Source organism: Terrabacter sp. GCM10028922, from assembly GCF_042666095.1.
Taxonomy (GTDB): domain Bacteria; phylum Actinomycetota; class Actinomycetes; order Actinomycetales; family Dermatophilaceae; genus Terrabacter.
On the sequence record NZ_JBHTFG010000001.1, the window covers coordinates 141917 to 155033 of the forward strand.

The following is a 13117-nucleotide window of genomic DNA, read 5'->3' on the forward strand; positions in this document are numbered from 1 at the left end:
GCCGAAGATCTTGCGTCAGCATAGAGCCACGAAAGGCACATCTTCACCAATCCGCGACCCGGACGTGTTTGAGCGACGACATCCGTGCCATTACTGTTGCCGGCATGAGCAAGGTTGAGCAGCCCTACGCCTACCATCGGCGCGAGCTCGTCGAGCCCGACTGGACGCGGTTCCCGGGATGGGCCGACGTCACCCAGGCCGACTGGGACAGCGCACAGTGGCAGCGGGTCAACTGTGTCAGGAACATCAAGCAGTTGCGAACCCTCCTGGGCGACCTGCTCGACGACCGCTTCTACGACGACCTCGCCAAGGACCAGGCCGAGCGCGCGACGATGTCGATGCTCGTCCCGCCGCAGATGCTCAACACGATGGTCCCGTCGACCGACACCCCCGCGCCGTCGGCCGGTCACGACTTCACCGAGGCGTTCTACGCCGACCCGATCCGCCGCTACATGCTGCCGGTCTTCTCCGACCGCCGCACCGACTGGCCGTCGCACCCGCACGCCTCGCGTGACTCGCTCCACGAGCACGACATGTGGGTCGCCGAGGGCCTGACGCACCGCTACCCGACGAAGGTGCTCGCCGAGCTGCTGCCGACGTGCCCGCAGTACTGCGGCCACTGCACCCGCATGGACCTCGTCGGCAACTCGACACCCCAGGTCGCCAAGCTCAAGTTCGACCTCAAGCCCGTCGACCGCTACGCCGCGATGCTCGACTACCTGCGCTCCTCGCCCGTCGTGCGCGACGTCGTGGTCTCCGGCGGCGACGTCGCCAACATGCCGTGGAAGAACCTCGAGGCATTCATCGACCAGCTCCTCGACATCGACAACATCCGTGACATCCGTCTCGCGACGAAGGCGCTGATGGGCCTGCCCCAGCACTGGTTCGCCGAGGACGTCGTCGAGGGCGTGGGCCGGGTGTCGGCCAAGGCACGGGCACGTGGCGTCTCCCTCGCGATCCACACCCACGTCAACAACGCGCAGTCCGTGACGCCGTCGGTCGCGCGCGCCTCGAAGGCGATGCTCGACGCCGGCGTCCGCGACGTCCGCAACCAGGGCGTCCTCATGCGCGGCGTCAACGACACCACCGAGCAGCTGCTCGACCTGTGCTTCGCCCTCGCCGACGGTGCGCAGATCGCGCCGTACTACTTCTACATGTGCGACATGATCCCGTTCTCCGAGCACTGGCGGCTCTCGCTCGCCGAGGCCCAGCACCTGCAGCACTCGATGATGGGCTACCTCCCGGGGTTCTCGACGCCGCGCATCGTCTGCGACGTGCCGTTCGTGGGGAAGCGTTGGGTGCACCAGGTGGAGGAGTACGACACCGAGCGCGGGATCTCCTACTGGCGCAAGAACTACCGCACCTCGATCGAGGGCGACGACACCGAGGCGCTGTCGCGCGAGTACGTGTACTACGACCCGATCTACACCCTCCCCGAGTCGGGCCAGCAGTGGTGGCACGCGTCGGTCGACCACGAGTCGGTCCTCGCCGTGGCGACCGAGAAGGCCGCCAACAGCCGCCTCGCTGCCGAGTCCCAGCTCGTCTGACACGCGACCGCCACAAGCAGGGCCCGCACGTAGACTGCGGCGGTGACCTCCCGCGCCCCCGGCACCCGCGTCCGCATGCCTCGTGCCGAGCGTGAGGCGCAGATGCTGGCCGTGGCCGAGCAGGTCTTCTCGAGCCGAGGCATCCAGGCTGCGACGATGGACGAGATCGCTGAGCTCGTGGGCGTGACCAAGCCCCTCATCTACGACTACTTCGGGTCGAAGGAAGGCCTGCTCGCCGCCACGATCGAACGAGCCCGGGGCCAGCTGCTTGCGGCCCTGATCGACTCGTGGGTCGCCCAGCCGACGGCGCCGGCCCGCGACCGGGTGCGCGACGTCGTCCACGCGTTCTTCTCGTTCATCGACGAGCACGAGCAGGCGTTCGCGCTGCTGCGCACGGAGGGCGCCCTCATCGGTGAGGCGTCGGCGTCCGTCGAGCGCATCCGGCAGCAGACCGCGAAGGCGTTCGCCGAGGGACTGCGCACCCTGCCGACGTTCGCGGCGCTCGAGCCGCGCCGGGTCACGGTCATGGCCGAGATCCTCATCGGCGGATGCGAGCGGCTCGCGGTGTGGCGCAGCGCCCACCCGGGCACGACCGCCGACGAGGCGACCGAGCTCGTCGTCACGACGATCTGGGACGGGCTCGCGTCCGTCGCGAACGCCTGATGGGCCGGCAGCGCCAGCCCGACGGGCCCTCCACGCCTGCCACCGTGGCACTCGACCGCGCCGGTGTCGCCTACACCCGCCACCCCTACGAGCACGACCCGTCGGCCGGCAGCTACGGCCTGGAGGCCGCCGCGGCCCTGGGCGTCGACCCGGCGCAGGTCTTCAAGACCCTGCTCGTCGACACTGTCAAGGGACTCGCCGTCGGCGTCGTACCCGTCGACGGACAGCTCGACCTCAAGGCGGTGGCAGCCGCGCTCGGCACGAAGAGCGTGGCGATGGCCGACCCGGCGTCCGCCGAGCGGAGCACCGGCTACGTCGTCGGAGGGATCTCCCCGATCGGGCAGAAGCGCGCTCTCCCAACGGTGCTCGACGACACGGCCTACGGCTTCGACATCGTCTACGTCTCAGGTGGGCGGCGCGGCTTTGACATCGGGCTCTCCCCCGCCGACCTGGCGACCCTCACCCGCGCCGTGCGCGCCCGGATCGGGCGCGGGTGACCCTCACCCGCGAGGCCCCCACCGCGGCTGGGTCGCGGCTGTCCCGTCTGCGCCTCGTCCTCGTCCTCGCCGCACTCACGATGGTGGGGCCGTTCACCATCGACGCGATCTTCCCGGCGTTCGACGTCATGACCCGCGACCTCCAGGTCGACGAGGTCACGATGCAACAGACGCTGAGTGTCTACCTCCTCGCCTTCGCCGTCGCGAGCCTCTTCCACGGATCGATGTCGGACGCGCTCGGTCGCCGTCGCGTCATCGTCACCGGATGCCTGCTGTATGCCGTGGCGAGCGCCCTGTGCGCGTTGGCCCCGAGCATGCCGCTCCTGCTCGGCGCGCGAGCCGCGCAGGGCCTCGTCGCGGGCGCCGGCATGATCGTGGGGCGCACCGTCGTGCGCGACCTCTTCGACGGTGCACGGGCACAGCGCTTCATGAGCCACATCTCGATGATCTTCGCAGTGGCGCCCGCCCTCGCCCCCATCGTCGGAGGGTGGATCCTCGGCTGGGGCTCGTGGCGCACGATCTTCTGGGTGCTGTCGGCATACGGCGTGGTCCTCGTGACGATCACCCTGACCTCGCTGCCCGAGACGCACCCGGCCGGCGTTCGTGTCCCGTTCCGGCCACGTCCGCTGATCGCGTCGTTCGTCTCGGCCGCCGGCGACGGCGGCGTCCTGCGGCTCAGCGCCGCCATCGCGCTGAACTTCGGCGCGCTGTTCCTCTACGTGGCCTCGGCTCCGGCGATCGTCGTCGACCACCTCGGGCTCGGTGAGCGCGACTTCGGCGTGCTCTTCGTCCCCCTCGTCGTGACGATGATGCTCGGCTCCTTCCTCACGGGGCGTCTCGCGGGTCGGGTCCGGCAGGGAGCCTTCGTTCTAGCCGGCATGGTCGTGGCCCTGGCGGGAGGTGTCTTCGCCGTCGTCTACCAGGCGGTCGTCGACGTCCCCGGACTGGTCTGGACCGTCCTGCCCGTCGCCACCGCGTCGTTCGGCGTCTCGCTCGTGTTCCCGATCCTCACGATCGCGCTGCTCGACTCGCGGCCCCGCGAGCGAGGCGCCGTCTCGTCGTTCCAGTCGTTCCTCAGCACCTGCGTCAACGCCCTCGTCGCCGGCGCCGTGTCCCCGCTGGTGAGCGGGTCTCTGACGACGCTTGCGGTCGTCGCCGGCTGCATGACTCTGACGGCCCTCGCGCTGTGGTGGTGGCACCGCACCCGGACGCTCGCGCGCTCCGGGGCCGCGCGGGACGACGTCGTCGACGTCCACGGCCCGGCGGTGGAGCCGACCGACCAGCTCTGACGACGGCGTCGTACTGTCGAGACCGTGATCCAGCGCAGCGACGTCGACGAGGCCCGCGACCGCATCCGCGACCACGTGCGCACCACACCGTGGTGCACCGTGGACCGCGATCTGACGGGCGGCCGCGCAGTCTTCAAGCTCGAGTACCTCCAGCACACCGGCTCGTTCAAGGCCAGGGGCGCCTTCAACCGCATCCTCCGGGCACGTGAGGACGGCGTCCTCGACCCGGGCACCGGCATCGTCGTGGCCTCCGGGGGCAACGCCGGCATGGCCAACGCATACGCGGCCGCCCGCCTCGACGTGCCCGCCACGGTCTTCGTGCCGGAGACGGCACCGGCCGTCAAGGTCGCCCGGCTCGAGAGGTATGGAGCCCGCGTCGTCCTGCCGGACGTGAGTACGCGACCGCCTACGAGGCGGCGCAGGAGGAGGTGTCACGCACCGGCGCCCTCTACTGCCACGCCTACGACCAGCCTGAGATCGCTGCCGGCGCAGGCACGCTCGCGCTGGAGCTCTTGCAGCAGGTGCCGGCGGGGTTCGACACGGTGGTCGTCGCCGTCGGGGGTGGCGGCCTTCTCGCGGGAGTCACGGCCGCCGTCGACGGCGCCGCGGCGGTCGTCGGTGTCGAGCCCACGGGTGCGCAGACCCTCCGGTCGGCACTGGACGCCGGCCACCCCGTGGACGTCCCGGTCTCCGGGGTCGCGGCGGACTCGCTCGGTGCCCGGCGGCTCGGTGAGATCGCGTTCGACGTCGCGAGCCGCCTTCCGGTCACGAGCGTGGTCGTCACCGACGACGACATCGTCGCGGCGCGCTCCATGCTGTGGGACCGCTGGCGCATCGTCGTCGAGCACGGCGCCGCCACGGCTCTGGCCGGCCTGACCTCCGGCGCCTACCGGCCCCAGCCGGACGAGAGGATCGCCGTCGTCCTCTGTGGGGCCAACACCGACACGTCAGACCTCTGAGGCGGCCAGACGGCTCCGAGCAGCGGACCGCCGGCACACGGCAGACGAACCCAGCGTGTCAGGCGTCGTCGCGTGGCGCGGCGGAGGCGCTGCGGCCCTCCCACGGCGTCGACAGCACGACCGTCGTGCGCGTGGAGACGTTGGCGGCCGAGCGAATCCGAGCCAGGAGGTCCTCGAGGTTGCCCGGCGTCTCGACGCGCACCTTGAGGATGTAGCTCTCGATGCCCGCGACCGAGTGGCAGTCCTCGATCTCGGAGATGTGGCGAAGGCGCTCCGGCACGTCGTCCGGCGCGCTCGGGTCGAACGGCGTCACCGAGATGAGCGCAGTGAGCGGGAGACCCAGCGCCTCGGGAGACACCTGGGCGGTGTACCCCGTCACGACCCCGCGCTCCTCGAGTCGCCGCACGCGCTGGTGCACCGCCGAGGTGGACAGGCCCGTGGCCTTGCCGAGGTCGGTGTAGCTCATCCGGCCGTCCGCGAGGAGCAGGCCGACGAGGCGACGGTCGAGATCTTCCATGGCCGAAGGGTAGACCAGGGGTTGTGAGGCGGTGGCTCCATTCCTCATGTCGGTACGCCTCGCCCGGGCGACGAGAGCACGGTGCTCGTCGAGCGCGCCCTGGCGGGGCGAGGTGCCGTGCCGGGTCGTCCCGGTAGCCTCTCGCGTATGCCGTCCTCCGCCTCCCGGTTGCTCCTGCTCGACTCCGCGTCGCTGTACTTCCGCGCCTTCTTCGGGGTGCCGGAGGTCATCGGTCCGAGCGGTGTCCCGACAAACGCGGTCCGCGGACTCCTCGACATGATCGCCTCACTCGTCGAGCGCGGTCGGCCGTCGCATCTCGTGGCCTGCTGGGACAACGACTGGCGACCGGCCTTCCGGGTGGACGCGATCCCCTCGTACAAGGCCCACCGCGTGGCGGAGCCGGGCGACGACCAGCTCGCCGGCGAGCAGGTCCCCGAGGCGCTCGCGGTCCAGGTGCCGATCATCGCCGACGCGCTGACCGCCCTCGGCATCGCGCGCGTCGGGGTCGACGGCTGCGAGGCGGACGACGTCATCGGGACCTACGCGACGGCATACAGCGGACGGATGCCCATCGACATCGTCACGGGCGACCGTGACCTCTTCCAGCTCGTCGACGACGCCAACCAGGTCCGCGTCGTGTACACGGCCCGTGGAGGCGTGCGCTCACCCGACCTCGTCGACGAGGCGTTCATCGCGCAGAAGTACGGCGTCGGCACCGGCGCCGCCTACGCCGACATGGCGGTCCTGCGCGGAGACACGAGCGACGGGCTCCCCGGGGTGGCCGGCGTCGGCGAGAAGACGGCCGCCAAGCTCATCACGACGTACGGCACGCTCTCGGCCCTGCGCGCGGCCATCGCCGCGGGAGACCCCGCGCTCAAGGGGGCTCAGCGGGCGCGCCTCGAGGCGGCCGGCGACTACCTCGATGCGGCCCCGCGCGTCGTCGCGGTCGTCAAGGACGCCCCGCTCCCCGACGCGGACATCACGGTCCCGACGTCGGTGGCCGACCCCGTCCTCATGTCGAAGCTCGCGGTCGAGCACGGTCTCACGTCCTCCTTCGACCGCGTCGTCACCGCTCTCGGCATCGCCTGACAAGCCCTCACCCTCCCCACACGCAGCCCACACGCAGCCAACACACGGCGCCGAAGGAGACGACATGGCCCACATCCATCACGCGATCGACTACGTCGAGCTGGCCGCCCCGGACCTGTTGGCCTCGAAGGCCTTCTATGCCGGCGCGTTCGGCTGGGCCTTCAACGACTACGGGCCGGACTACGCCGGCATCCAGGCGCCTGACGGCGACGGCGAGGTCGGGGGACTCAACCCGGAGGCGTCCGGTTCGCCGGGCGGCACACTCGTGCTCCTCTACTCCGACGACCTCGACTCCACGGTGTCCGCCGTGGTCGCCGCCGGAGGCACCGTCACCCGTGAGCCCTACGACTTTCCGGGTGGCCGGAGGTTCTTCTTCACCGATCCGGCGGGCAACGAGCTCGGTGCCTGGCAGGCCGCGCAGGAGTCGGTCGACTGACGCGCGACCAGCCACCGGGCGGGTGCATCTGCGCCGTGTGTGTGCCTTTGGAGGCGCGTGTGGGAGAACCGGTCGGGGTCCGGAGGGACCTGTCCCGCGGCGCCCTAACCGGTCACGATCCGGTCACGACACGCACGCGGTGAGCGGGAGAGCGACCCCCTGGGCGCCCGCATGGCTCTGCGGACAGCCGCGCAGGGCGCATACTGAAGGGTGACTTCTCACGGAACGCCCGACCGCCGTCGCCACCTCGCCAACAGCCCGTTCAGGCCGGCCCCCACCCCCGTCATCGAGACGTTCGCGGTCGGTGACCGCGTGTCGCACATGCGTCACGGCCTGGGTGTCGTCGTCGCGAGCAGCGGCGCATCGGTGACTCTGCGCTTCGAGTCCGGCCTCGTGCGCGTCAACAGCCCCTTCGAGCGGCTGACCCACCTGTGACCTGACCGGCCTCACCGCGGACTGCCCTTGGGCTGCCTCTCGGCTGCCTCTGGGCTCCTCTGGGCTCCTCTGGGCACGATCGGGGCATGGGCGGACAGCCAACGCGCACGGGGCGTCGGGGCCCTCGCTGCGTCTGCGCCGGGCACGACGAAGGCCGGTCCCACACGGGACCGGCCTTCGTCGTACGGCTGTGCTTGCTGGGCCCGTGGGCTCAGACCGCGCGAACCCGCATCGCCTGCGGACCCTTGGGGCCCTGCTCGATGTCGAACTCGACGGCCTGGTTCTCCTCGAGGCTGCGGTAACCGTTACCGGTGATCTCCGAGTAGTGGACGAAGACGTCGGGGCCCTCGGTGGGGGCGATGAAGCCGAAGCCCTTCTCCGAGTTGAACCACTTGACAGTACCCTGCGCCATGACTGGCTCCTTCAGGTTGAGAGATGGGACGCCCGGACGGGAGACCCTGTGTCGTCGGACGACGCAACACTTCAAACCTGAAGAAACTGCGCTCGCTGGTCGTTCCTGCGAGCGTGTGAGAACACGAGCACCAAAAACGTCGACGGTCCGCGAAGTCTAGCGGAGGCCGCCGCGAAACGACGACTCGTGCCGCCTCTCCGGACGCTCGTCGCCCGGGCGCGTCAGTCGAGTCGGTCGGCGGCGACGACGCCACGCAGCACACCGTCGCTCGCCTTGCGCGCCGTCGCGGCGAGGTCGGGGTCAGCCGCGTCGGTGAGCTGGCCGAGAAGGTCGATGACCTGCTTGCACCGACGCACGAAGTCGCCGGCCGCGAGGTCCGTGCCCCGCAGGACGTCCTCGAGGCGCTGGCCGCTCGCCCACCGGTGCACGGCCCACGCGATCCCGCCGTCCGGCATACCGGTGCGCGGAAGCGTCAGGGCGCCCTCGGCGTCCTCGAGGTCGGACCAGATCTCGACCATGCGGTCGTACGCCTCACGCACGTCGTCGTTGGGCCACCGCGGGGTGAGCCCGCTCTCCTCACGACGCGGTTCGTGCACCAGCGCCGACACGATCGCGGCCAGCGACGGCGCGTCGAGACGTCGCCACGCGCCCACACGCAGGCACTCGGCCGCGAGCAGGTCCTTCTCGGTGTACAGCTGACGCAGCCGGTCACCCTCTGCGGTCACCGTCTGCCCGCCCGCACCGAGATACCCCATCTCGACGAGCAGGTCACAGATCCGGTCGAAGGTCTTGGCGACGGAGTTCGTGCGTCCGTCGACCTTCCGCTGGAGTCCGTCGGTCTCACGCCGCAGCCGCCACCAGCGCTCGGCCCACCGAGCGTGGTTCTCGCGGTCGGGACAGCGGTGGCACGGGTGCGCCTTCAGCTGTCGCCGCAGCCCGTCGAGACGCTGGTCGTCCGGATCGGGTTCGGCGCCACGCCGTCGCGGCGGCGGGTCGTGCGGCATCGTCGCGCGCAGGGTGGCGGCCAGGTCGCGCCTCGCCTTGGGGTTGCGAGCGTTGAACTGCTTCGGCACACGCATCGACCCCAGCGGTTCGAGGGGTGTCGGCACGTCGTGCAGGGTCAGCCGTCGCAGCTGGTGGTCCTCGGTGACGACCGAGGGCGAGGGCGCCTCTCCCTTGCCGCCGCGGTTGGGCAGGACGACGACGGCGAGGCCACTGTGCCGACCGGCGGGGATGCGCACGATGTCGCCCAGCTTGAGGGACTCCAGCGAGATGGCCGCCGCGGCCCGCACCGACGCGGAGCGCGCCTTGGCCCCCTCCTTCTCGACGTTGCGGATCTCGTTGCGGATCGCGGCGTACTCGGTGAAGTCGCCGAGGTGGCAGGTCATCTGCTCGGCGTAGCCGGCCAGCGCCTCCTCGTTGCGCCGGATGGTGCGCACGAACCCGACGACGGCCCGGTCGGCCTGGAACTGGGCGAACGACGTCTCGAGGATCTCGCGCGCAGTCTCGCGGCCGAACTGCCGCACGAGGTTGACGGCCATGTTGTACGTCGGGCGGAAGCTCGAGCGCAGCGGGTACGTGCGCGTGGAGGCCAGACCCGCCACGCCGGCGGGATCCAGGCCACGGTTCCAGATGACGACGGCGTGACCCTCGATGTCGATGCCGCGGCGTCCGGCTCGACCGGTCAGCTGGGTGTACTCGGCCGGTGAGATGTCCACGTGGTTCTCGCCGTTGAACTTGACGAGCTTCTCGAGCACGACCGTGCGCGCCGGCATGTTGATGCCGAGGGCGAGCGTCTCCGTCGCGAAGACCGCGCGGACGCGGCCCGCGGTGAAGAGCTCCTCGACGATCTCGCGGAAGGTCGGCAGCATGCCCGCGTGGTGAGCGGCGAAACCCCGCGAGATGCCGTCGACGAAGTCCCAGTAGCCGAGCACCGAGAGGTCCTCCTCGGCGAGCCCCTGGATGCGTTCCTCCACGAGACGGCGGTTGGCCTCGCCGTCCGACTCCGGGACGAGGCGCATCCCGCTCGCGAGCAGCTGGCCGACCGCGGCGTCACAGCCGGCACGACTGAAGATGAAGGTGATGGCGGGGAGCAGACCCTCCCGCTCGAGGCGCTCGATGACCTCTGCCCGGGTGGCCCCGCCTCCGGGGCGACCGCCGCGGGCGAAGCCGCGCCCGCCGTCCCCGCCGCCGGGTCCACGACCGCCGGAGGAGTCGCTCCCCCGCCGGCCGCGGCCGGCCCAGTCGTCGCGACCACCTCGCGCGTCGCGGCCACGCCCGTTTCGCGACTTCGACCTGCCCTTGTCACGGCCGCCGCGGTTGCTGACCCAGTGGGAGTCCCAGGCGCCCCGGCCCTCGGTGCCGCGGATCGCGTGGACGAGGTCGGGGTTGACGCTCACCGAGAAGCGGCCCGGGGCGGCCGTGAAGTGTTCGTCGTCCTCGCGTGAGTCGCGTTCCTCGACGAACAGGTCGAAGAGGGTCTGACCCACCATCATGTGCTGCCAGAGCGGCACCGGCCGGTGCTCGGAGACGATGACCTCGGTGTCGCCGCGCACCTCGTCGAGCCAGGCCCCGAACTCCTCGGCGTTGCTCACCGTCGCCGACAGCGAGACGACGCTGACGTCGGGCGGCAGATGGATGATGACCTCCTCCCACACGGCCCCACGGAACCGGTCGGCGAGGTAGTGGACCTCGTCCATGACGACCCAGCCGAGACCACGCAGCGTGGTCGACCCGGCATACATCATGTTGCGCAGCACCTCGGTCGTCATGACGACGATGGGCGCCTCGCCGTTGATCGAGGCGTCACCGGTCAGCAGGCCGACCCGGTCCGCTCCGTGCCGGCGCACGAGATCGGTGTACTTCTGGTTCGACAGGGCCTTGATGGGCGTCGTGTAGAACGCCTTGCGCCCCGTCGCGAGGGCGAGGTGGACGGCGAACTCGCCGACGATCGTCTTGCCCGCGCCCGTCGGGGCCGCCACCAGGACACCGCGGCCGTCCTCGACCGCCCGGCAGGCCTCGATCTGGAAGTCGTCGAGCGGGAAGTCGAACTGCGCCGCGAACTCCGCGAGGCGCGGCCACGAGGCGATCATGCGGCCACCTCCGACGGCACGACGAGACGCAGCGCGCCGGGGACCACCTCGGCGTCGATCGGGAGCTCGGCAAAGGCCTCGCCGTCGGCTTGTGAGTGGATACCGCTCGCCTCCAAGCGAACTCGCCGGGCGCGATGGATCTCGACGGCCGGGTGGGTGGTGTGCGTGCCGGAGTAGACCTTCGGGAAGACCCGCAGGAAGGCAGCGACGGACAGAGCGTGGACCACCATGACGTCGAAGAGTCCGTCGGCCACGTCGGCGTCGGGGCAGACCCTCATGCCCCCACCGAACGACGACGTGTTGGCCACGGCAACCAACATCGCACGGGTCTCCAGCCGATGCCCGTCGAGCTCGACGACGTACGGGATGGGCCGGAAGACGGGCAGCTCACGCAGCACGGCAAGCGCGTAGCGCAGCTGGCCGGACGGCCACGTCATCCGCCGGGCACGCTCGTTGACGATGGCGTCGAAACCGGCACCGAGCACCCCGCCGAACCACTTCTCCCCAGCCACGCCGTGGCTGACCCGGCCGAGGTCGATCTCCCGGGTGCGCCCGGACGCCAGAAGCGCGACCGCCGACCGCGCGTCACGGATGGGCAGACCCAGGTTGCGGGCGAAGTCGTTGCCGGTGCCGGCAGCCACCACCGCCAGCCGGGTCGAGGTCTGCGCGCAGGCGTTGACACCGAGGTGCACCATGCCGTCACCGCCGACGACGGCGACGGTGTCGACACCGTCGGCCACCGCCGCGGACGCCTGGTCCCGCGCCTGCTCGTACCCGTCGCCCGAGACGTCGAGGACGTCGTGGCCGGCCTCGCGCAGCAGGCGGCGGGTCTCGGCGCCGATCTCCCGCCCCACGCCCTTCCCGGAGGTGGGGTTGACGATCAGGGCGACACGCTGGGACACACCCGAACGCTACAGGGAGGAGGCCTGGTCGTCGGGGACGTCCAGCCAGTCCGGCTTGTGCTCCTCCTTGCGGCGGTCGAACAGGAACGCGACACCGACCGACGCGAAGTAGAGCAGCACCATCGGGGTTGCGAGGAAGAGCATGGTGTACGCGTCGGGCGTGGGGGTCATGATCGCGGCGAAGACGAGGATGACCATGACCGCCGGGCGCCAGCCCTTGAGCATCGACCGTGCCGGCAGCACACCGACCAGGTTGAGAGCGACGAGGAAGACGGGCAGCAGGAACGCGCAGCCGAACGCGATGATGAACTTCAGCACGAACGTGAGGTAGGCCGTGGCGTCCTGGAGGTTGGCCGTCCCGGTGGGCGTGAAGCTGAGCAGGACGGTGACGGCCTTGGGCACCATGACGAACGCGAAGAGACACCCCGCGAGGAAGAGCGGGACCGCCGCGACGACGAACAGGCGCGCGACGAGCTTCTCCTTGCCGGTCAGGCCCGGGACGATGAAGCCCCAGATCTGGAAGAGCCAGATCGGCGAGGCGATGATCAGCCCGGCGAAGAGCGAGACCGTGATCTGGATCGCGAACGGGTCAGTCATCCCCGCGAAGTTGATGTTGATCAGGCCGTCGCTCTTGTCGGCGAGCTCCTTGAGCGGCTCGATGAGCTTGCCGATGATCCTGTTGTAGTAGATCCAGCCGAAGATCGCGCCGATGAGGATCGCGATCGCGCTGATGGTGATGCGGTTGCGCAGCTCTCGGAGGTGGTCACCGAGCGACATCCGCCCCTCGGGGTCGCGCTTGCGTCGGAGCGAGGGCATATTCAGATACGTCCGTGTGGGAGGCCGTTGGCGTCAGGGCGCGTGGTCCGCCCCACGTTCAGAGCGTCGTGTCGCGACGGACGTCGCTCTCGGTGCTGCTCGTGGGCGTGGTGGACGGGTCGCCGGCGCGCAGGCGGTCGGCCTCGGCGCGAGCCTCGGCGGCACGGCGCTCGGCGTCGGCGAGCCTGGCGTCCGCGGCGCGGCGCTCGGCCTCGGCGTCGACGACGTCACCCTTGACCGTGGTCTCGGAGGCGTCGCTCGGGACCGGCTTGCCGTCCTTCTTCAGCTCGTCGACCTCGGACTTGAACACCCGGGCCGAGCGGCCGAGGCTGCGCGCCATGTCGGGCAGCTTCTTCCATCCGAACAGGGCGATGAGCACGATCGCGATGATGATCAGCTCGGGGGCGCCAGGAAGCTGCATGGTGGTTCTCTCCTCGTCGGTTGGCGACCCGATCGGTCGTCA

The 13117-nt window shown here is 70.6% G+C and carries 13 protein-coding genes and 1 pseudogene; 8 read left to right on the plus strand and 6 right to left on the minus strand.

What is annotated here, in order from left to right; genetic code table 11:
- Nucleotides 1–104 precede the first annotated feature (104 nt).
- The 5 genes and pseudogenes from ACFQU3_RS00650 to ACFQU3_RS00670 all read left to right on the plus strand — a co-directional run bounded on the left by ACFQU3_RS00650 (nucleotide 105) and on the right by ACFQU3_RS00670 (nucleotide 4955).
- Nucleotides 105–1547, plus strand: coding sequence for a KamA family radical SAM protein (locus ACFQU3_RS00650; RefSeq protein WP_385904956.1), 1443 nt, complete (start codon nucleotides 105–107; stop codon nucleotides 1545–1547).
- Nucleotides 1548–1589: 42 nt separating this feature from the next.
- Complete coding sequence (locus ACFQU3_RS00655; RefSeq protein WP_385904959.1) at nucleotides 1590–2210, plus strand: TetR/AcrR family transcriptional regulator; 621 nt, start codon at nucleotides 1590–1592, stop codon at nucleotides 2208–2210.
- Nucleotides 2210–2707, plus strand: coding sequence for a Cys-tRNA(Pro) deacylase (ybaK, locus tag ACFQU3_RS00660; RefSeq protein WP_385904962.1), 498 nt, complete (start codon nucleotides 2210–2212; stop codon nucleotides 2705–2707). The genes ACFQU3_RS00655 and ybaK overlap by 1 nt, the downstream gene beginning before the upstream one ends.
- Nucleotides 2704–3996 (plus strand): multidrug effflux MFS transporter, encoded by a 1293-nt coding sequence (locus ACFQU3_RS00665; protein ID WP_385904965.1) that lies wholly within the window; start codon nucleotides 2704–2706, stop codon nucleotides 3994–3996. Before ybaK ends, ACFQU3_RS00665 begins: the two co-directional genes overlap by 4 nt.
- 24 nt (nucleotides 3997–4020) lie before the next feature.
- Nucleotides 4021–4955, plus strand: a pseudogene (locus ACFQU3_RS00670) (threonine/serine dehydratase).
- Nucleotides 4956–5013: 58 nt separating this feature from the next.
- On the opposite strand, the gene ACFQU3_RS00675 reads toward ACFQU3_RS00670, so the two are convergent.
- Nucleotides 5014–5472, minus strand: a complete 459-nt coding sequence (locus tag ACFQU3_RS00675) for an Lrp/AsnC family transcriptional regulator (protein WP_385904968.1) — start codon at nucleotides 5470–5472, stop codon at nucleotides 5014–5016.
- 147 nt (nucleotides 5473–5619) lie between these two features.
- Between ACFQU3_RS00675 and ACFQU3_RS00680 the strand changes: the two genes are divergently transcribed.
- The 3 genes from ACFQU3_RS00680 (at nucleotide 5620) to ACFQU3_RS00690 (ending at nucleotide 7432) form a co-directional block, all read left to right on the plus strand.
- Nucleotides 5620–6561 carry a 5'-3' exonuclease H3TH domain-containing protein gene (locus ACFQU3_RS00680; RefSeq protein ID WP_385904969.1) on the plus strand — a complete coding sequence of 314 codons (942 nt, stop codon included), beginning with the start codon at nucleotides 5620–5622 and terminating at the stop codon, nucleotides 6559–6561.
- Between the two features lie 64 nt (nucleotides 6562–6625).
- Nucleotides 6626–6997: a VOC family protein gene (locus ACFQU3_RS00685; protein ID WP_385904972.1), complete on the plus strand. Its 372-nt coding sequence runs from the start codon at nucleotides 6626–6628 to the stop codon at nucleotides 6995–6997.
- Between the two features lie 210 nt (nucleotides 6998–7207).
- Nucleotides 7208–7432: a hypothetical protein gene (locus tag ACFQU3_RS00690; protein ID WP_385904975.1), complete on the plus strand. Its 225-nt coding sequence runs from the start codon at nucleotides 7208–7210 to the stop codon at nucleotides 7430–7432.
- Between the two features lie 211 nt (nucleotides 7433–7643).
- Here ACFQU3_RS00690 and ACFQU3_RS00695 read toward each other — a convergent pair whose 3' ends face one another.
- The 5 genes from ACFQU3_RS00695 to tatA form a co-directional block, all read right to left on the minus strand.
- A complete protein-coding gene (locus tag ACFQU3_RS00695) occupies nucleotides 7644–7844 on the minus strand; it encodes a cold-shock protein (RefSeq protein WP_385904978.1) in 201 nt (66 codons plus the stop codon).
- Nucleotides 7845–8065: 221 nt separating this feature from the next.
- On the minus strand, nucleotides 8066–10936 hold the full coding sequence (locus ACFQU3_RS00700; protein WP_385904981.1) for a DEAD/DEAH box helicase: 2871 nt from the start codon (nucleotides 10934–10936) through the stop codon (nucleotides 8066–8068).
- Nucleotides 10933–11838, minus strand: coding sequence for a diacylglycerol/lipid kinase family protein (locus ACFQU3_RS00705; RefSeq protein WP_385904984.1), 906 nt, complete (start codon nucleotides 11836–11838; stop codon nucleotides 10933–10935). Before ACFQU3_RS00705 ends, ACFQU3_RS00700 begins: the two co-directional genes overlap by 4 nt.
- Before the next feature lie 9 nt (nucleotides 11839–11847).
- The gene (gene tatC, locus ACFQU3_RS00710) at nucleotides 11848–12654 is read right to left on the minus strand and encodes a twin-arginine translocase subunit TatC (RefSeq protein WP_385904987.1); all 807 of its coding nucleotides are present in this window, start codon (nucleotides 12652–12654) and stop codon (nucleotides 11848–11850) included.
- A 58-nt stretch (nucleotides 12655–12712) separates the two neighbouring features.
- A complete protein-coding gene (tatA, locus tag ACFQU3_RS00715; RefSeq protein ID WP_385904990.1) occupies nucleotides 12713–13075 on the minus strand; it encodes a Sec-independent protein translocase subunit TatA in 363 nt (120 codons plus the stop codon).
- Nucleotides 13076–13117: the final 42 nt, after the last annotated feature.